General features: G+C 69.8%; 18 protein-coding genes. 5 read left to right on the top strand and 13 right to left on the bottom strand.

Going from position 1 to position 19,463, the window contains the following annotated elements; all coding sequences use genetic code 11:
• Positions 1–204 precede the first annotated feature (204 nt).
• Positions 205–2,478, top strand: coding sequence for a DUF5916 domain-containing protein (locus J5226_RS23185; RefSeq protein ID WP_255322906.1), 2,274 nt, complete (start codon positions 205–207; stop codon positions 2,476–2,478).
• Positions 2,479–2,732: 254 nt separating this feature from the next.
• A complete protein-coding gene (locus tag J5226_RS23180) occupies positions 2,733–3,212 on the top strand; it encodes a hypothetical protein (protein WP_215837313.1) in 480 nt (159 codons plus the stop codon).
• 189 nt (positions 3,213–3,401) lie between these two features.
• On the opposite strand, the gene J5226_RS23175 is transcribed toward J5226_RS23180, so the two are convergent.
• From J5226_RS23175 to fusA, 13 genes are all read right to left on the bottom strand, one after another.
• Complete coding sequence (locus J5226_RS23175; protein WP_215837312.1) at positions 3,402–5,450, bottom strand: TonB-dependent receptor; 2,049 nt, start codon at positions 5,448–5,450, stop codon at positions 3,402–3,404.
• Between the two features lie 173 nt (positions 5,451–5,623).
• Positions 5,624–6,595: a DMT family transporter gene (locus J5226_RS23170; RefSeq protein ID WP_215837311.1), complete on the bottom strand. Its 972-nt coding sequence runs from the start codon at positions 6,593–6,595 to the stop codon at positions 5,624–5,626.
• Between the two features lie 263 nt (positions 6,596–6,858).
• A complete protein-coding gene (locus J5226_RS23165; RefSeq protein WP_215837310.1) occupies positions 6,859–7,683 on the bottom strand; it encodes an AraC family transcriptional regulator in 825 nt (274 codons plus the stop codon).
• 83 nt (positions 7,684–7,766) lie between these two features.
• Positions 7,767–8,222 (bottom strand): PIN domain-containing protein, encoded by a 456-nt coding sequence (locus tag J5226_RS23160; protein ID WP_215837309.1) that lies wholly within the window; start codon positions 8,220–8,222, stop codon positions 7,767–7,769.
• A gap of 16 nt (positions 8,223–8,238) precedes the next feature.
• Positions 8,239–8,973: a hypothetical protein gene (locus J5226_RS23155; RefSeq protein WP_215837308.1), complete on the bottom strand. Its 735-nt coding sequence runs from the start codon at positions 8,971–8,973 to the stop codon at positions 8,239–8,241.
• Entirely contained in the window at positions 8,970–9,722 is a 753-nt protein-coding gene (locus tag J5226_RS23150) for a hypothetical protein (RefSeq protein ID WP_215837307.1), read from the bottom strand. The genes J5226_RS23155 and J5226_RS23150 overlap by 4 nt, the downstream gene beginning before the upstream one ends.
• A 263-nt stretch (positions 9,723–9,985) precedes the next feature.
• Complete coding sequence (locus J5226_RS23145; protein ID WP_215837306.1) at positions 9,986–10,516, bottom strand: hypothetical protein; 531 nt, start codon at positions 10,514–10,516, stop codon at positions 9,986–9,988.
• 194 nt (positions 10,517–10,710) lie between these two features.
• Positions 10,711–11,445, bottom strand: coding sequence for a tellurite resistance TerB family protein (locus J5226_RS23140; protein ID WP_215837305.1), 735 nt, complete (start codon positions 11,443–11,445; stop codon positions 10,711–10,713).
• Positions 11,446–11,558: 113 nt separating this feature from the next.
• Positions 11,559–12,194 carry a LysE family translocator gene (locus J5226_RS23135; RefSeq protein ID WP_215837304.1) on the bottom strand — a complete coding sequence of 212 codons (636 nt, stop codon included), beginning with the start codon at positions 12,192–12,194 and terminating at the stop codon, positions 11,559–11,561.
• Positions 12,195–12,418: 224 nt separating this feature from the next.
• On the bottom strand, positions 12,419–12,811 hold the full coding sequence (locus tag J5226_RS23130) for a thioredoxin family protein (RefSeq protein ID WP_215837303.1): 393 nt from the start codon (positions 12,809–12,811) through the stop codon (positions 12,419–12,421).
• Between the two features lie 70 nt (positions 12,812–12,881).
• Positions 12,882–14,138, bottom strand: a complete 1,257-nt coding sequence (locus J5226_RS23125; protein WP_215837302.1) for a mechanosensitive ion channel domain-containing protein — start codon at positions 14,136–14,138, stop codon at positions 12,882–12,884.
• Between the two features lie 11 nt (positions 14,139–14,149).
• On the bottom strand, positions 14,150–14,596 hold the full coding sequence (locus J5226_RS23120) for a DUF4087 domain-containing protein (protein ID WP_255322905.1): 447 nt from the start codon (positions 14,594–14,596) through the stop codon (positions 14,150–14,152).
• A gap of 177 nt (positions 14,597–14,773) precedes the next feature.
• A complete protein-coding gene (gene fusA / locus J5226_RS23115) occupies positions 14,774–16,822 on the bottom strand; it encodes an elongation factor G (RefSeq protein WP_215837301.1) in 2,049 nt (682 codons plus the stop codon).
• 353 nt (positions 16,823–17,175) lie between these two features.
• Between fusA and J5226_RS23110 the strand changes: the two genes are divergently transcribed.
• From J5226_RS23110 to J5226_RS23100, 3 genes are all read left to right on the top strand, one after another.
• Positions 17,176–17,607 carry an OsmC family protein gene (locus J5226_RS23110; RefSeq protein WP_215837300.1) on the top strand — a complete coding sequence of 144 codons (432 nt, stop codon included), beginning with the start codon at positions 17,176–17,178 and terminating at the stop codon, positions 17,605–17,607.
• A 236-nt stretch (positions 17,608–17,843) separates the two neighbouring features.
• Entirely contained in the window at positions 17,844–18,533 is a 690-nt protein-coding gene (locus J5226_RS23105) for an alpha/beta hydrolase (RefSeq protein ID WP_215837299.1), read from the top strand.
• Positions 18,534–18,637: 104 nt separating this feature from the next.
• Positions 18,638–19,309 (top strand): hypothetical protein, encoded by a 672-nt coding sequence (locus tag J5226_RS23100; protein WP_215837298.1) that lies wholly within the window; start codon positions 18,638–18,640, stop codon positions 19,307–19,309.
• Positions 19,310–19,463: the final 154 nt, after the last annotated feature.

Raw genomic sequence — 19,463 nt, 5'->3', positions numbered from 1 at the left:
TTGTCACCCAACGGCCATGCAGCCGCCTGAGCGCCGCTCCCAAACGCTCCGATGCGCGCCGGCGGGCAAGGGTTGCCATGACTTACGCCATTTAGCGCACAGCCGTCGCGCCGCTAGTCTGCGCGCCGTCACGGTGCCGTTCGCCGCGACCCGTCCGCGGCGCGATGCGTCCCGGGCGGTCCACGCAGTCCGGGGGAGCGCGCCATGCGCCAATACTGTTCGTACACCGCCTTGTCGGCCGCCTGCGCCGTCGCTTGCGCTTCCTTCCTCGCCGCGCCGTGCGCGCAGGCGCTGGAGATCGACGGGCGCATCGATCCGCAGGAATGGAGCCAGGCGCGCCACATCGCCGATTTCCGCCACACCCAGCCGCTGTCGCGCGAGCCCGGCAAGCTGCCGACCGAAGCCTGGTTCATGGCGACCGAGCGCGGCCTCGCGGTGGCGTTCCGCAATGTCCAGCCCGCCGACGTGCCGCGCATGCGCCAGCACACCCAGCGCGACGGCGACGGCACCGTCGACCGGGTCAATCTGTACGTCGACTTCGACGGCGACGGCCGCACCGGCTACAACTTCACCGTGACCTTGGCCAACAGCATCACCGACGCCACGGTCACCAACGAAAACCAGTTCAACGACGACTGGGACGGCGACTGGCGCCACGCCACCAGCGAAGACGAACAAGGCTGGTCGGCGGAGATGCTGATTCCCTGGCACATCGCGCCGATGCGCCAGAGCGGCGGCGGCACGCGCACGCTCGGCATCCAGCTCGACCGGGTGATCGCCTCCACCGGCGAGCGCATCTCGTGGCCGGCCGTGCACTACACCGAAGCGCGCTATCTGTCGGCGTTCGAGCGCATCGAAGTGCCGGCGTACAAGCAATCGCTGCTGGCGATCACCCCCTACGTGGTCGGCATCGGCGACGCGGTCGGCCACGGCAGCGACGTCGACGGCGGCCTGGACCTGTTCTGGAAGCCGAGCGGCAAGTTCCAGCTCAGCGCCACGCTCAATCCCGATTTCGGCCAGGTCGAAAGCGACGAGCTCACCGTCAACTTCAGCGCCACCGAAACCTTCTTCAGCGACAAACGCCCGTTCTTCACCGAGAACCAGGGCTTTTTCGACGTGCCGTTCGGTTCGTACAACAACAATAGCCGGCTGATCTACACCCGCCGCGTGGGCGGGCCGGCCGACGACGGCCAGGGCTCGGGCGACGTGACCGCGGCGGTCAAGCTCAACGGCAGCGCCGGCGGCTTCAACTACGGCGTGTTCGCGGCCAACGAAGGCGACGATGCCGGCCGCGACTTCTACGCCGCGCGCGTCACCCGCGACTTCGAGCGCTTCGGCCTCGGCGCGATGGCCACGCGGGTGGAGCGGCCGTTCCTGGACCGCAGCGCCAACGTCTACGAGTTCGATCAGCGCTGGGCGCCGAATGCGCGATGGGCCGTGCGCGGCACCGTGGTCGCTTCCGACGTGCAGCAGCGCGGACGCAGTTTCCGCGACAGCGGCGCGCAACTGCGCGTGGACTACGACATGGGCAACGGGTGGCGCCAGCAGTTCTACGGGCTGCATCTGGGCGGCGACTTGATGCTCAACGACTTCGGCTATCTGGAACGCAACAACTTCAACTACGTGCGCTACGACCTCGGCAAGCGGGTCAGCGATCTGCCGGCGGACTCGGCCTACGCCGGGCAGGACTGGCACTTCGCGGTGTCGCGCCGCTACAGCGACGACGGCGTGCGCATCGCCGACGCGGTCGCGCTCAACCGCCGCAGCGATATGCGCGACGGCGGCCGCCAGTTCCTCGAAGCCGCGGTGTGGAGCGCCGGCCACGACGATCTGATCACCCGCGGCCACGGTGTGGTGCGCATGCCGGCCAAGGGCTTCCTGAGCTACGAGCGGCTGCGCCCGCGCCGCGGCGACAGCCCGTGGTCGCTCTACACCGAGGCCTATTACAAGGCCGACGGCCTGGGCGATCTCGATCAGGGGCGGACCACGCTGTACCTGGAGCCGAACTATCAAGTCAGCGACCGCATGCTGCTGTTCGCCGGCGTCGAATACAGCCGCGACCCGGCCTGGCTGCTGTGGCGCGGCGACAACCGCATCGCCGATTTCCGCGCCGACATCCTCAGCCTCAAGGCCGGCCTGCAATGGTTCATCGACGATAAGCAGGAACTGCGCGTGCGGCTGGAGACCATCGGCGTGGACGCGCGCAAGCGTCGGGTCTATCGCGTCGACGGCGCCGGGCGGCCGCTGCAGGTCGAGGAGGAGGTACCGGATTTCAGTCTGCGCAATCTCGCGTTCCAGGTCCGCTACCGCTACGAACTGGCGCCGCTGTCGTACCTCTACATCGCCTACGTGCGCGGCGGCGAGATGTTCGAGGAGGGCGACCGCCGCCGCAATGTCGGCAGCGAATTCGGCGACGCGTTCAGCCTGCGCGACAGCGAGCAGCTGTTGGTGAAGCTGTCGTACCGGTTCGAGATCTGAACCGGAGCGTCTCAGCGCGGATCAAGAGTGGAACGGCGAGCGCATCGCTTGTGAGCCTTGTTTTCAGCGGTTTTTCGCACGCCTATGCGCTTGCGCGATGGTGCGGCGCAGCGCGCCGGAAAAGCGCGTGGGGTTATCGGTTCGGCGAAATCCGCCATGCTATTGCTTGCGCCCGGCGACGCCTCGGGCGCGGCGATGTGCTCGCGGCGAACGAGGCGGAACGCCACCCACCGACTGGCTCATGGAGGAATACGATGAACGTTCGTGCAGTCTGCATCGCCGCTTCGGTTCTCACTCTCGCGCTGTCCTCGTTCGCCGCCGCCGCGGCGGGCGGCAAGGGCGTCACCTGGCGCAAGGCCAGCCACGCCAACGGCGTGGACCGCATCGGCTGCTTCAGCCCCGAATGCGATGCGTATCAGGGCGATACCGTGTGTTCGGCGCGCTTGCCGGTGCTGTGCCTGAAGCAGGACGGCTCGCCCTCGCCGGTGCCGGTCGATTTCTACAACGGCTGGGCCAAGGGCAACATCGCTTTGAGCCGCGCGGTCCGCGGCGATTCGTTCAAGAGCCGCGCCGAGGCCGACGCGTTCTGCCGCGCCGAGTTCGGCCAGGGCTATCGCGTGGGCGAGCACCACGACGGCGGCGGCGGTTGGGGCTGGCAGGCTTACGGCAACGTCGACGACACCACGCGGTTTTGGGTGACGGTCAACGATCAGCCGAGCAGTTGCTGGAACTGAGGTTGCGGCGGCGCGTTGCCCGGTCGGGCGGCGCGCCGCATCGCTGGGGTTGCGTCGTAAGCGCGGTGTCGCGGTCGCGGCTTGCGCCGCTCCTACAGGGGGCGGCCGCGGCTTCGGTTCCTCGGGCGGGGGCTCGTCGAATCCATCCGAGGCCGGTACGGCGGAGCTGCGAGAGATGGGGCGCGCGCCTCAACGTGCCGACCACTCCACGCCGACATAGACGCCGCGCCCGTCGCCGGGCAGGAAGTTGCGGCCGTCGAGTCCGCGCGCGTCGGCGATGGCGTTGGTGCTGGCGATCCATTTGCGGTCGGCGAGGTTGCGCGCGTCGGCGAACCAGGTCCACTGCTGGGCGATGCGTCCGCCCACGCGCAGGCCGACGAGGCTGTAGCCCGGCGCCTTGAAGCTGTTGGCGTGGTCGATGTAGTAGTCCTGCGGCGTCCACTCGATGTTCGGTTCGAGATAGAAGCGCTCGTCCGGCGACCAGCGCAGCTTCGCGCGCAGTTGCTGCGGCGGCGCGCCGGCGAGATCGTTGTCGCCGTAGACGCGGTCGCCGTCGAAGCGGAAATCGTTGTAGAGGTAGCTGGCCGAAACGGTCCAGTCGCGGGCGAAGGACCAGCCCAGGCCGAGTTCGACGCCTTGGTGCACGGTGCGCCCGGCGTTGACGGTGCCGAGCGGATTGCCGTTGCCGTCGTTGAGCGCGAGCAGTTCGCCACGGATGCGCGCGCGGTACGCAGCAATGTCCAGCGACAGCCCGCCGCGCTCCAGGCGCAGGCCGATCTCGCCGCTGTCGGCGCGTTGCTTGTCGACCGGGGTAACGCCGGGCCCGCCGCTGAGTTCGCCGAAGCTCGGCGGCTCCAAGCTGCGGCTGAGGTTGGCGTAAAGCTGCAGGCCGTCGCCGGCGAGATAGCGCACGCCGAGCTTGGGGCTGACGCCGCTGTAGTCCTGGTCGAAACTCTCGTCGCGGCCGCCGACGATCAGCAGATCGCGCGAGCGCCGCTGCGAGCGCAGCGCCTGCGCGCCGAGCGACAGAACCCATTGCGGCGACAGCCAGCTTTGGTTTTCGACGTAGAGCTTGGCGTTGCGCGCGCGCTGATCGAAGCGGTTGCTCGGCGCGCCGCGCTGGCCGGCGAGATTGAACCAGCGCCGGTCGTCGACATCGCCCTGGGCGAAGGCGGCGCCGGCGATCAAAGTGTGGCGCAGGCCGAGGCCTTGGTAGTCGCCGCGCCAGCGCAGGTCCAGGCCGTAGTCGCGGCTGTCCTGATGCAATACCTGGAAGATCGGGTGGTGCAGCGATTTGTCGGCGTAGTACGCCGACAGGGTCAGCGTGCCGGCGGCCGAAGGCGACCACGCCAAGCGGCCGGAGACGCGGTCGAGGCGATAATCGCGGCGCTGGTTCAAGGCGAGATTGCCCGGCGCGGCGAGGCGCGGGTCGCGCCGCGATTCGGCCAGGGTGAGGTTGCCGGGCAGCGCCGAGCGCGTATCGACGTGGGTGAGGTAGACGCGCCCGTCGAGCGTGTCGCTGAAGCGATAGCCGGCGTTGGCGAACAGACGGTAGTTCTCTTGTTCGGCGTGATCGCGGAAACCGTCCTGACGCAAGCCGCTGAGGCTGGCGTAGCCGTCGGCGCGGCCGGACACGCCGGCGGCGGCGATCTGGCCGCGGCGGTAGCCGAACGCGCCGGCTTCGGCGCGCAGCCGCAACGGCGCGGCGTCGTAGCCGGTGGGCGAGACGAAATCGATCGCGCCGCCGAGCGTGGCGGCGCCGTATTCGAGGGCGTTGGCGCCGCGGTAGACCTCGATGTAGCGCGCGCTCAGCGGCTCCACCGCCTGGAAATCGAAGCCGCCGTCGGCGAGGTTGAGCGGGCTGCCGTCTTGCAGCAGTTCCAGCCCGCGGCCGTGGAAGGTGCGCTGCAAGCCCGAGCCGCGGATCGACAGCCGCGCCTCCTCGCTGCCGAAGCGCGGCTGCACGAACACGCCCGGCGCGTAGCCGAGCGCGTCGGTCAAGGTGCTCACGCGCCCGCCGCGGTACGACTCGCCGTCGATCCAGGCGGTCGCGCCGGCGCGCTGGCCTAAGCGTTCGCGCGCTTGCGCGGGCGTGGCGACGGTGGCCGGGCGCTGGCCGTGCACGCGCAGGCGGTCGAGCGTGGTCGCATCCGGCGCGGGTTCGGCCGGCGATTGCGCGTGAGCGGCGCTGGCGAGGGCCAGCGACAGCAAGGTCGAGGAAAGCGTGACGGCGCGCATGCGGAACCATGGCTGCGGGAAAATGCCGGCCAGCCTAGTCCCGCCGCGATGCGCGCAGATGCGGCAAAATGCCGCGCCGCCGTCCATGGCCGTTCGCGCCGCGCGAACGCGTTGATGTTTTTTGATGCGCTCGGATTCGAGGGTGAAGCGTCGCTCTCGGTCGGCCGCTTCGGTCAGGCCGCGCTCTCGGCCGCGACTTCCGGCGGCACCGGCTTGATCCGCAGCGCCCACAACACGCCGGCCACCAACAAGGCGATGCCGGTCAAGGTCAACGCCGGCGGCATCCGTTCGCGCAGAATGAAAGCGTAGGTCAGCGCGAACAATGTCTCGAACACGATCAATTGTCCGGCCAGCGCGGTCGGCAAGCGCTGGCTGGCTTCGTTCCAGCACAGCGTGCCGACCCACGAAGCGAACAAGCCGATGGTCGCCATCAACGCGATGAAATAGCCCGCGCGCGGACCGAACGGCATCGGGAACGGCGAGTGGGTGGCGCTCATGTACAGCCACAGCGCGATGTAGCCGATGAGCGCCAGCGGCAGGATCGCCACGCCTTGCGCGGTGGCCCAGGTGCGCGGGCTGCGGTCGGGATGCGCGCGCAGCCAGTCGGCGTTGCGCAGCGGATACCAGGTCCAGCAGATCACCGCGCCGAACGCGAGCAGGCCGCCGAGTGCGTAGCGGCTGAGGTCGGCGTGCGATTGCGCTTGCAGTTCGCGCAATTCGGCGCGGTTGACGCAGGCGATGCCGGCGGCGATCAGCAGCAGCGACGGCGCCAGCCGCAGCCATGGCAAGCGGCCGTCGCGGCGCGCGTTGCGCAGGTTGGCGCTGATCGCGATGACGACCGGCAAGGTGCCGATGATCATCGTCGGCAGCGGGCCGCCAGCGCGTTGGATCGCGCTGGCGAGGCATAGGTAATAGAGCAGGTTGCCGATCAGCGAGAGCTTGAGCGCTTCGATCCAGTCGGCGCGCGCGAGCTGGCGCAGCGCCTTGCGGTCGAGCCAGGCCAGCGGCAGCGCGATCAGGCCGAACGCGAGGTAGCGGCCGACCGACTGCAGCGCGGCCGGGTATTCGGGCAGCAGCAGCGGGCCGACGAAGACCAGGCCCCAGATCAGGCCGGCGAGCAGGGCGTAGAGGGTTCCTAGCAGCATGGGCGCAGGATGGCGGGGCGTGGGGCGGGGCGTCTTGTACGAGATTGCGGTTGGCGGCGGTACCGCGGCGGAGCGGCTGTAGGAGCGGCGTAAGCCGCGATCCATCGTAGCGATGCGCGAAAGCGTCCTGGCTTGAAGTCGGTGAAACCTCGGCCTTGAGAGTTGGAGCGCTTGGGGAACCGGGCTTCGGAGGTCGAAGTGGTATGAGATCGCTTCGGTTGGTCGCGGCTTACGCCGCTCCTACAGGAAGAATCGTGGCTTTCTTAGCCGCGGATTTGCTTTTGGTAGCGCGCCGGCGTCACGCCGTAGCGGCGTTGGAACGCGCGAGTGAGATGGGCTTGATCGGTCAACCCGGTGTCCGCCGCGATCCGCGCCGGCGGCAGCCCCGCGGCGAGCAGCCGCTTGGCTTCGTGCAGGCGCAGCGCCATCAGCATCTGCTGCGGGGTGACGTGGTACTGCGCGCGGAATTGGCGCAGGAAGTGGAACGGGCTCAGCTCGGCGACCGCGGCCAGCTCTTCCAGCGTCACGCGCTCGGACAGGCGCGCGCGCAAGCAATCGAGCACCGCGGCGAAGCGCTTGGGCGCTTCCGGCCGCGCGCGCCGCGGCAGCTTGGCGTGGTCGCGGAATTCTTCCAGCAAGGCGTGCAGTTGGCTGTCGAAAGCCAGCGGCTCGCGCGCATGCCACAGCGCGTCCAGGCGCGCGGTCACCCGGCGCGCGCGCGCCGGGTCGTGGCGCACCGCGTCGGCGAACCACCAGCCCTCGTCGCCGGTGATCTCGGCGGCGGCTTCGGGTTCGACGTAGATCATCCGGTAGCGCCAGCCCTCGGCGGTTTCCGCGTGGCCGGTGTGCAGCACGTCGGGGTTCATCAGCACCAGCGAATCGGGCGGGGCGAGATGGTCGCTGCCGCGGTAGCGGAAGCGCTCGACGCCCGATTCGATCGCGCCCAGGCCGTAGGCTTCGTGGGTGTGCGGATCGAAGGAATGGCGGACGATGTGGGCGCGGTACAGCTCGACGCCCGGGCGATGCGCGACCTGCCGGAACTGAGCGGCATCGAAGGCATCGTCGAAACGGTCGGGCACGCCTCGCATGGGGCCGAGTATGGCACGCGGCGGCGACCGGCGAGGCGGCCGCGAGGGCGCCTCAGGCGCGGAGCGTTTCGCCCGGATCGCGACTATTCGCCAGCCCGGAACGCATTCAGCGCCACCCAGGTCCGCGGCGTCATGATCTCGAACAGGCCCGCCCGCGCGGTGCGCCGCCCGAGCACCACCAGCGCGTGGTCGCGGCTGAGCAGCCAGCGCGCGCCGGCGGCCTGGGCCAATTCGAGGAATTTCTGATCGTCGGGATCGGCGCAACGCGGCAATCGTTGTGCGTCGGCGTCGGCGAAGCCGTCGAACGGACGCAACAGTTCGTCGTATTCGCGCAGGCAGGATTCGCGCACGTCGGCGCTCAAGGCCAGGTTCGGGTAGTCGAGGATGCGGTGCCATTCCTCGCGGCACGCGACGTCGGTGACCGCCGCCACCGCGCCGCTGCGCAAGGCCTGCAGCAACGGCGCCGCGGCCGGGTCGCGGAACGCGAACAGATCCAGGCAGACGTTGCTGTCCAGCACGATGCGCGGCGCGGCGTTCATGCGCGCGGCCGCGGCGTCACAGGTCGTCCTCGCCGGGGAAGGACACGCTCAACTCGCCGACGCGCAGCAGCGATCCCTGTTCGGGGTAGCGCTTGTCGTCGCTGGAGAACTCGCCGTCGCCGGTCGGCACCTTCGCTTGCGGCGGCGCGTTGTCCGCGAGGCTCAGGCGCGCGTTGCGCCGCACCGGATCGCCGTCCTTGGGCGCGAGCGCGCCGCCGTTCCAATCGGAGATGACGCCGCCGTAGTCCCAGTCCATGCCGAAGAACCGCAGCGGCTTGCCGTTGAGGCGGGACAGTTCGCTCAAGGGCTGGCCGATTTTGAGGCCGTTGTCCAGGCGCCAGCGGGAGCCGGGTTCGTCGACGACGACGATCGACAGGCCGCGCAGTGTTTCGCTGTCCTGGAAATAGATGCGCGCGCGGCGGGTCGGGTCTTTGTCGAACAGGCGCACGCCGCGGAATTCCTCGCCCTCGGCGCCGGGCAGGTGTTCGTCGATGGCGACGTTGTCGGCGCCGAACAATTGGCGCAGTTGTTCGACGCCGAGATCGGGCGCGAGCGGGCCGGGCAGTACGTAGTCGGCGACGGGCGCGAGCGCGGGGCGCGCGGGTGCGTGGTTGGCATTGATCGTCGCCGTCGCGGCGGGCGGCGTCTTCGGCGCCGACGCTTCGCTGGCCGGCGCGGCCGCTTCGCGTTGTTGGCACGCGGCCAGCGTCAACGCGAGCGCGACGGCGACGCCGAGGCGCGCCGCGCTCACGGCTTGAGCTCGCGGATGTCGGCGCTGGCGATGCGCCACGCGCGCTGTTCGGCGCTGGCGCCGTCGACCATGGTGCGGCGCAAGGTGTAGGCGCCGACGAAACGGCGCTGGCTGCCGTCGCGTTGAGTCGCGGTGACCGACACCGGCACTTCGATATGGCGCTGACCGGCGCCGGCGTCGACGCGGCCCGCAGGCGCCAGTTCCACCGACACGCCCGCGGTCTGGGCGAAGCCGTTGGCGAACTGCTGCGCGTCCTGGCCGCTGGCGCGGCCGCCGTCGGACCACAGCGCGTAGGCGCGCTCGTAGCGATGGGCGTTGATCGCGGCGTAGTAGTCGCGCACCACCGCGACCGCGTCTTCGGCGGTGGGTTCGCCCGCGGCCGCGGCGGGATCGGCGGGATTGGCCGGCGCCGCGTCGACCGCGGCCGGGTCCTGCGCGGCCGGCACCGGCGCCGCCGGATCGACGGGCGCGTTCGGATCGGGCGCGGCGTTGGGATCGGTCGGCGGCAGCGGATTGCCGTTTTCGTCGAGCTGCGGCGGCGTTGCGGCCGGCGCGCCGGCGGGGCCGGGCTGGCCCGCGTCGGGCATGCCGGTGATGCTGCCGCGGCCGCCTTCCGGCGCCGGCAGCGCCGAGGGATCGCCGGCATTGTGGCCGTCGCCGTCGACGGCGGCGTCTTTGCCGCCGCAGGCGGCGAGCGCGGCGCTCAGCAGCGCGGCGGTGAGCAGGGCAAGGGCGGGCGATGAGCGCATGGCGGAGTCCTGGAAAACCGGGCGCGCCGCGGTGCGGCGCGAAGAGCGCAGTGTAAGGCGCGTCGCGCGGGAGCGGCGTTCGCGGGTTGGCGCGGCGTCAGGGTCGGGGCGTTCGATGGGGTCGTCGGAACGGGTGGGTTCGCGGTCGCGGCTTACGCCGCTCCTACAGGGCGCGATGCGCCATCCGCAGCCCCTGTAGGAGCGGCGTAAGCCGCGACCGCGCCAATTCGATTGCGGCGAAAGCGACCTGAAACCCGAGCGGCTTACTGCAACGTAACCGCCACCAACACCCCGGTCAGTTCCCAGCGCTGTTCGACCTGATTGCGCCGCAGCCGGTACCAGCCCTTGTAGCGCCGGTTCTCGCCGTTCTCCAAGGTCGCGCGCAGTTCCACCGGAATGCGCAGCAGCTCCGGCACCGCTTCCTTATCCAAGGGTTCCGGCGCCTCGTTCTCGATCCGCAGTCCGCGCAGGTTCTTCAGCGTGCGCAGATCGGCTTCCTCGTTGCCGCGCGGTGCGCGCTGATAGCCCCAGAACTTGGCCGCCGCATCGGTATCGCCGGCGCCGATGCGCTGCAGATACCGATGCAAGGTATCCACCGCTTCGTTCATGGCCTCGTTGCGTTTTTTCTCGGTCGCCTGGGCGCGCAGTTCGGCCGCGCTGGGCGTGGCCGGGGAATTCGTCGCGGGCGCGTCGGTCTGGGCCGCGTTCGCGGCGCCGTCGGCATCGTCGGTGTGGCGCTGGCAGGAGCAGCCGACGAAGGTCAGCGCGAGCAGGGCGGGGATCAGCAATCGCATGTCGGCGGTCCGCTTGGGCGCCGGGCGGCGCCGTCGGCGATGCTAACGGTTGCGCGCGGCGGTGGCGACTTCCGAGGCCGGGAACGCGCAGCGGATCACGCGGCGGCGGCTGTCGCGGCCGCCGGTCGAAGCGCGAAGGGAGATCGCCGGGAAGCGGAACGCATCGGAGCCGAAGCCCGCGTTCGCCGATGCGATCAGCTCTGCTGCGCGTCGCGCAACTGCTGCTCCAGCCGCGCCTTGAGCGCGTCGTCGATCTTGAGCTGGCGCGCCAATTCGTCGAGATACGCGCGTTCCATGAAGTTCTGTTCGTCCGCCGCCAGCAAACTGGCCAGATACATTTCCGCCGCGGTTTCCGGCGTGTCGGCGGCGCGCGCGACTTCGGCCGGGTCGAGCGGTTTTTCCAGCTCCGTATGCAGCCACGAGCGCAATTGCGTATCGCCGTCGATGCGCACGAACTCACCTTCGATGGCTTCGCGTTCGCGCGCGTCGATGTGGCCGTCGGCCTTGGACGCGGCGACCAGCGCCTGCAGGATCGCGCGGCTGTGCAGTTCGGCCTGCGGCGGCGGCAAGCGGTCCACCGTGCGCGGCTCGGCCGCGCCCGGACCTTCCTGCTGGCGCTTGTAGTCGCCGTACGCCTTGTACGCCAGCACGCCGACCGCGGCCACGCCGCCGGCGAGGGCGAACTTGCCGGCGTGCTTGCGCAGCTTCTTGTTGCCCAGCAGCAGACCGAGCGCGCCGCCGGCCAAAGCGCCCTTGCCGAAGTCGGCGTTGAGCAGGCCGCGCTTTTCCTCGCCGCGCGCGTCGCCGCCGCGCGGCGGCTCGGTGCGCGCCAGCGGCTTGCCGCCGCCGAGCAGGTCGCCCAATCCGCCGCCGCTCAGGCTGTCCTGGGCGGTCTTGAGCAACTGGTCGAGAAAGCCTTGGGTCTTCATGCGCGGCGCTCCGGTGCGAAGTCGTGAACTACCGACCTGCGGCTGCGCGGGCGCCGGTTCAAGCCGGCCGGGGCTGCGGCGGGGCGCGCGTAAAGGCCGGGTTCAAGCGCCGCTCAGCGTTGCTGCACGGCCAGGCGCAGGCCCAGGGCGATGAACACGCTGCCGGTCAGGCGTTCCTTCCAGCGCCCGCCGCCGGCGGCGAAGCGGCGGCCGAAGCGGCCGACGGCGAAGCTCAGCATCAGGCTGTTGGTCAGGCCGATCATCGACAGCAGCACGCCCAGCACCAGGAACTGCAGCCACACCATGCCGCGCTCGGGATGCACGAACTGCGGCAGGAAGGCGAGGAAGAACACCGCCACCTTGGGGTTCAGCACGCCGGTCATGACCGAGCGCAGATACACCTGCCGCGCCGACACCGGCGCCGGCGTTTCGGCCGGGCGTTCGGCGTCGGCCGCCGCCGCGGGCTTGGCGCGCCAGGCTTTGATGCCGAGCCAGATCAGGTAGGCGGCGCCGGCGTACTTGAGGATCTCGAACGCCAGCGCCGAGGTCGCCAGCAGCGCCGACAGGCCCAGGCCGGCGGCGAGGGCGTGGATCAGCGTCGCCGTCTCCAGCCCGAACGCGGCCTGGATGCCGCGCGCGGTGCCGCCGGCGGCGCTCTGGGCGACGATCCAGGCGGTGCCGGGGCCGGGGATGAACACCAGCACGGCGGCGGCGACGAGGTAGGCGGCGAGGGTGGAGGCGTCGAACATGGCGGCGGGCTGTGGGGAGGCGGAGGCAGTCTGCGCCTCGGGTGCGGCGGGCGCCAAGTGAGATTTGTATGAGCGGCGCGGGTTGCGGCGGACCGCGCAGGGCGAATGCCGCGGAGGTCGTTGAAGGCGAGGCGGATAGGACGGGTATCGAGCGTTTGCGGCGCGCCATTTTGGGGCCGCGCGTTTGCTACGTTCTTGCCGGGCGGTCGCGGCTTACGCCGCTCCTACAGCGCGGGGCGCGACACTTCGGCTTCGGGCGTGCGCAATTTTTCGATCGCCGCCACGAACGCCTCCGTTCCCGGCCACTGCCCGATCCGTCCGAGCTTCTTCGCGCCGCGGAACACGAAGAACGCCGGAATCCCGTGCAGGCCGAAATGGGTGGCCATAGTCGGGTCTTCGTAGACGTTGTCGTGCAGCCACTGCACGTCCGGCCAGCTGAAGCGCTCCTGCGCGAGCAGCATCTGGCCCTTGGCGATGTCGCAGTTCGGGCAGTCCTTGCCCCACAGGAACAAGATGCGCAGGCGGCCGTCGTCGGGCAGGAATTCGTCCAGGCGCGCGTGCCGGACCAGTTGCATCGGGAACTGCCAGAAGAAACGCGGATGGGCGGTCTCGGTCATCGGCCCATGCTACTGCGCGCGCGCCGAGGCGGCGCGCCGTCCGGCGGACGCTGCGTCCCGCCGGACGCGCCTATTGCGCGACCAGCTGGATGCCGTTGTGGCGGAACGCGGTCAGCACCGCGTCGTAGATGTCGGAGGCGACGTTGTTCTGGCCGTTCTCCGGGTCGGAAATCCAGAAATGCCCGTCGAGCTGGATGCCCTTGTCGTTGACGCCGGTGATGTACATGTGCGGCGCCGGATCCTGCAGCACCCGCGATTGCGCGCTCATCGCCTGGACGAACAGCTCGCGCGCCAGCGCCAGATCGGCGTCGCCCTTGACCAGCACGCCGCAGACCAGGCGCAGGTTGCGGTCCGACCAGGACTGATTGACGATCACGTTGTTGGTCAGCAGGTCGTTGGGCACGATCGCCTCGACGCCGTCGCGGGTGCGGATCATGGTGTAGCGCACGGTCATGCGCGTGACCCGGCCGGACACCGAGTTGCTGACGATGTTGTCGCCGACCCGCACCGATTGCTCGAACAATACGATCAAGCCGCTGATGTAGCTGGCCGCGAGCTTCTGCAGGCCCAGGCCCAGGCCGATGCCGAGCGCGCCGCCGAAGGCGGCCAGCGCGGTGATGTTGATGTTGCTGACCGCGAAGATGGTCAGCGTCGCGGCGATCCAGATCGCCACGCTGAAGATGCGCGACAGCGCCAGGATGAAGTTCGGCTGCAAGGTGCGGCTGCGGCGCAGCAGCTTGGTGACGCTCTTGTCGCCCCACAGCGCGACGATGGCGATGACCACGCCGCTGATCAGCCCGCCGATCAGGCCCTGGCTGGAAATCTTGATGCCGCCGAACTCGAAGCTGGCGCCGTAGAACTTGGCCAGGGTCTGGCTGCGGTCGACGAACACCCCGACCACCAGCGCCAGCCACGCCACCACGGTCACCGCGCGCAGCATGATCTTCAGCGGCAGCGTGGGGCGGAACAGCAGTTCCACCACCGCGCCGAACACGCGGATCGCCAGGAACAGCATCAGCAAGGTGCCGGCCAACCCGATCAGCGGATTGTCGAACGACCCGCCGAGCAGGCTCAGTCCGCCGAGGGTGAGCAAGGTCAGCGCCGGCGTGCACAGATACTCGACCAGGGTCAGCAGGATCGGCCGCTGATGGCCGAGCTTCTGCTTGAGCTTGCGCGTGACCAGCACGCCCACCGCGGTGGCGATGGTCAGCGCGAGCAGGGTGACCAGCAGGTCGGTCGGATTCGACACCACGTCCATGGCGTCGGAGACGACCTCGGCCAGTTCGGGGTCGCGTTCGAGCGGCGGCTTGGGGGCGGCGGCGGTCATCGATCGCAAGCCTATTCGTCCGATCCGTGTTCCGGCTCCAGCCCGGTCAGGGCGCGGTCGCGGCGGCATTGCGCGAGCGGTTTGCCCTGGCCCGAGAGGATGCGGGCGATGCGGTGGCCGGGGGCGGTGACGACTTTCATGCAGACGCAGCCGTGGCCGTAGCCGCGCGGGTCGCCCTCGCCTCCGGCCGGCACCCATTCCTTCTCGCTGCTGCGCGGCGGCGGCCAGTCGCCGTCGGCCTGGTGCCCGGACTGGATCGCGACGATCCACTCGCCGTCGCGGTCGATCAGCCAGGCGTTGCCGGGGCTGGGATTGAGGAACCAGCCGCAGCGGTTCTCCACCGCCGCCGGACGCGTCTTGCCTTTGGCGGCGGCCGCCGTCGGCAACACGGCGAAGGCGAGGACGGCGAGCGCGAGCAACGGCGACAGACGCATGGGGGCGGTGCGGAACAGACGCATCGGGGCGATCCTTGGCGGAGCGGGGGCGGTCCCTGCCGATGATAACGACGCGCGCGGACGGATGTGGGCGATGCCTGCGCGCAATGCCGAGCGGCCGCGACGCCGCGGTTCAGGCGGCGTCGCGGTACGCTGCGCGCGATTCTCCGCGTCGGAAGATCCGCGCCGGGTCGCCTGCGCTCACTCTTCCTCGTGATGCGGCCGGTAGGCCTCGATCAGCTTTTGCTGCACGTTCGGCGGCACCGGCTCGTAGTGGCTGAAGTCGAGCGAATAGCGGCCGCGTCCGGCGGTCACGGATTTCAGTTCGGCCGCATAGCCTTCCAGTTCCGACAGCGGCACCTGCGCGCGCACCACGATCTCGCCGCCGCGCACGCTGTCGGTCCCGTTGATGCGCGCGCGCTTGCTGGCCAATCCGCCGCTGATGTCGCCCATGTGCTGCTCCGGCGCGTTGACCTCCAGGTCGACGATGGGTTCGAGCACTTGCGGGCGGGCTTTGCCGATGGCGTCGAGGAAGGCCCTCTTGCCGGCGGCGACGAAGGCGACTTCCTTGCTGTCCACGCTGTGGTACTTGCCGTCGTACACGGTCACCCGCACGTCCTGGATCGGATAGCCGGCGACGGCGCCGTCGTGCAGCACCTGACGCACGCCTTTCTCCACCGCCGGCAGGAACTGGCCGGGAATGGTGCCGCCCTTGACCTCGTCGACGAACTCGAAGCCGCCGCCGCGCGGCAGCGGTTCGATGCGCAGGAACACTTCGCCGAACTGGCCGGCGCCGCCGGTCTGCTTCTTGTGGCGGTGATGGCCGTCGGCCCGGCCGGCGACGGTTTCGCGGTAAGCGATGCGCGGCGGGCGCGATTTCACTTCCACGCCGTACTTGTCCTTGAGCCGGTCGAGGTTGATGCGCAGATGCAGGTCGGACAAGCCGCGGATCACGGTCTCGTTGGTCTCGGCTTCGTGTTCGACCTGAAAACACGGGTCTTCCTCGGCCAGCTTGTGCAGCGCGGTGGAGAGCTTCTGTTCCTGGCCCTTGCTCGCCGCTTCCACCGCCAGGCCGAACATCGGTCGCGGGAAATTCAGCGGCGCCAGGTGGATGTGGTCCTCGTCGTGGCTGTCGTGCAGCACCGCGTCGAAATGCAGTTCGTCGACCTTGGCCACCGCGGCGATGTCGCCGGGCACGGCCTGATCGATCTCGACGTGGTCCTTGCCCTTGAGCTTGAACAGATGCCCGACCTTGAACGGCTTCTTGCCGTCGTCGACGAACAACTGCGTGTCTTTCTTGACCGTGCCCTGATAAACCCGGAACACGCCGAGCTTGCCGACGAAGGGATCGTTGACGATCTTGAACACGTCGGCGATCACATGCGCCTGGGGATCGGGCTTGGCCTCGATGGCCTGCGCGTCCTCGCCCGCGCCCTTGGCGAACGCCGGCGGATTGGCTTCGCCGGGATGCGGGAACAGGCGTTCGGCCGCATCGAGCAATTCCTGGATGCCGACGCCGCTGCGCGCGGAGCAAAACAGCACCGGCACCAAATGGCCTTCGCGCAGGCATTGCTCGAACGCGTCGTGCAGTTCCTGCCCGGACAGGCCGCCTTCGCCGAGGTCCAGGTAATGCTCCATCACCGTTTCGTTGATCTCGACCACCTGATCGATGATCCGCTGATGCCATTCGCCGACCGCGCCGAGGTCGCTGTCGCCGGCGGCGTTGCCGAAGCAATCGACCACGCGCTTGCCGCCGTCGGCGGGCAGGTTGAGCGGCAGGCATTCGGGACCGAACGTGTCGCGGATGTCGGCGAGCACGCGCGCCGCGTCGGCGCCGTCGTGATCGATCTTGTTGACCACGATGGCGCGGCACAGCCCGCGCGCCTTGGCGTGATCCATCATCCGGCGGGTGCCGTACTGCACGCCGCTGTCGGCGTCGACGACCACGGCCAGGGTTTCCACCGCGGCCAGCGCCGACAGCGTGGGGCCGCGGAAATCCGGATACCCCGGGGTGTCGATCAAGTTGACGTGGATGCCGCCGTGATCGGTGCTGGCGATCGCGCAATCCAGCGAATGCCCGCGCTGCTTCTCGATCGGATCGAAGTCGGACACGGTGCTGCCGCGTTCGATCGTGCCTGCCGTCTGGACTGCGCCGCCGGCGTGCAGCAGGGCTTCGAACAACGTGGTTTTGCCGGCGCCAGGGTGGCCTGCCAAGGCCACGTTGCGGATTTGGTCTGTGCTGTAGGACATGAGCGGACTTCTCCCTGAGACAAGGGTGGGAAGGCCGTCATGGCTGTCCGCGCTGCGCGCCCGAGCGTGGCGCTCGGCGGGCGGTCATGGCGGGCCGGCGGACGCCGGGAGGACAGGCTCGCGCAGCGGGCGGGGTGGGTCAAGTGCGGACGGCGATAGCGTGTGCTGGGTCGCGGTTGGTGTGTTGCGCCGCGGCATGGGGGCTGGGAGATCGAGAGATAGCGAATAGGAGATAGGAGATAGCAAAAGCGATGGACCGCCTTCCGCTATCTTCTATCTCCTATTCGCTATCTCCTCTTTCTTAACCCGCTACCCGCTACGCTACCCGCCCCCCACCACCGGAGCCGCACACCATGGGTATCTCCCGCAACGCCACCGCTCACTGGGAAGGCGATCTCAAGAGCGGGCAGGGCCGTCTGAGCACGCCGCAGAGCGGTTTGCTCGACAACGCCCGCTACGGGTTCAACAGCCGCTTCGGCGACGAGAAGGGCACCAACCCGGAAGAACTGATCGCCGCCGCCCACGCCGGCTGTTTCACCATGGCGCTGTCGGCCAAACTCACCGAGGCCGGGCATCCGCCGGCCAGCCTCGACACCCGCGCCGAGGTCGATCTGTCGATGGAAGGCGGACCGACGCTGTCGCAGATCCGGCTCAAGGTGAAAGCGCAGGTGCCGGGCATCGACTCGGCCAAGTTCCAGGCCATCGCCGAGGACGCCAAGGCCAACTGCCCGGTGTCGAAGGCGCTCAGCGCGGTGCCGATGAGCCTGGAAGCCACCTTGCTGTAACCCGCGTCGCTGTGGCCTGTGGTCTGTGGCCGCGTCGCGCGATCCGCCCCGTAGGAGCGGCGTAAGCCGCGACCGCCCGCAACGGTGCACGCAAGCGAGGTTCCCCGAAGCCGAAGATCCGCGAGCGCTCCGAAGCCGAGTGCCCGCGGACCTTCGGCTTCGGCTGTTTTGGTGGTATTACATCGCGCCGAGCGGTCGCAGCTTACGCAGCTCCTACATCCGACGAATCTCCCCGCATGCCTCAGTCGCCTCCCCTCCGCCACGCCTTGCTGCTCCACGGCGCCGGCGCCGGCGGCTGGGAATGGAACCTGTGGCGCGAGGTCCTGCACGCGCGCGGCATCGAAACCCAGGCGCCGGATCTGCAAGCGGCGCCGGCCGGATTGGAAGCGACCGGACTGGCCGATTACCGCGATCAAGCCCGCGCCGCGCTGGCGGCGTTGCCGCGTCCGCGCGCCGTCGTCGGCGCCAGCCTCGGCGGCTTGCTCGCGTGGCTGTGCGGCGATCTCGCCGACGCGCTGGTGTTGGTGAATCCGTTGCCGCCCGCGCCGTGGGCGGCGGAACTGGCGCCGCGGCAGTGGCCGGCGCGGGTGCCGTGGCGGCGCGAAGCGAGCCTCGCCTCGACCCGCCGCGCCATGCCCGACGCCGACGAAGCCGCCGCGCTCTACGCGCTGCGGCGCTGGCGCGACGAATCCGGCGCGGTGCTGACCCAAGCGCTGGCCGGCGTCGAGGCGGCGCGGCCGGAATGCCCCAGCCTGTGCATCGCCAGCCACGGCGATACCGACGTGAATCCGCAAACCACGGCACGGTTCGCGGCCGCGGTCGGCGCCAGCCTGATCGTCTTGCCGGGCAGCCACGTCGGCCCGCTGCTGGGGCGCGACGCCGCGCGCGCGGCGGCGCAGGCGGCGGACTGGCTGTCGGCGAGGTGAACGAAATTTTGACGCCGCCGCGACGCCCGGCCGCATTCAGCCCGGGTTGACCGCGTCGGATCGACGATCCGCATCGCGCCATTCCGGCGCCTGGGAGCCCCGCCATGAACCGCTCGCTCGTCACCGTCCTGGGCCTGGCCCTGGCCGCCGCCACCGGCATCGCTTCGGCGCAGTCGTATCCGACCGGCTCCGGCGCGTATTCGGGCGGCTACAACAACGGCTCGCCCAGCTACAGCTCGCAGGTCGATTTCGCCCGCGTGGTGCGGGTCGACCCGGTGTTCGAGACCTATTCCCAGCCCGCCAGCGCGCCGCGCTGCTACGAGCGCCCGACCTATGTGCAGGGCGGCAGCGATTACTACGGCAACGACGGCTACAACAACGACGGCTATTACGATCAGTACGGCAGCCAGCGCCGCAGCGCCGGCACCGAGGGCGGCCGCACCGCCGCGACCGTGGTCGGCGGCATCGTCGGCGCGGTGCTCGGCAGCAAGGTCGGCGGCGGCAGCGCGCGTTACGCCACTTCGGCGATCGGCTCGATGGTCGGCGGCATGGCCGGCCGCAGCATCTACGAACAGAGCAAGCGCAACCAAGAACCGCCGCGCACCGGCAGCGTGCGGGTGTGCGACCCGGTGCCGAACAACGGCTACGCCAACGAGCAGCGCAGCGTGACCGCGTACGACGTCACCTACGAGTACGCCGGCAAGACCTATCGGACCCGCACGGATCACAATCCGGGCGATCGGATTCGCGTGCGGGTGGACGTGCGGCCGGACTGAAAGCGCAGGAGTTGGCGGATAGGAGTTAGGAGTTAGCTGAAGCGGGGGCGTCGTGCCGGGCGAGGGTGCTGGGGCGGCTCGCCCGCTTCGGGCAGCGACAAGAATCGGCGCTGGCGCGCAGGAACGGGGCGCCGCCCGCGCCGGTGGGACGCCG

This window comes from Lysobacter sp. K5869 (assembly GCF_018847975.1).
Classification (GTDB): Bacteria; Pseudomonadota; Gammaproteobacteria; order Xanthomonadales; family Xanthomonadaceae; genus Lysobacter.
This window is presented reverse-complemented; position numbering and strand designations above follow the sequence as displayed.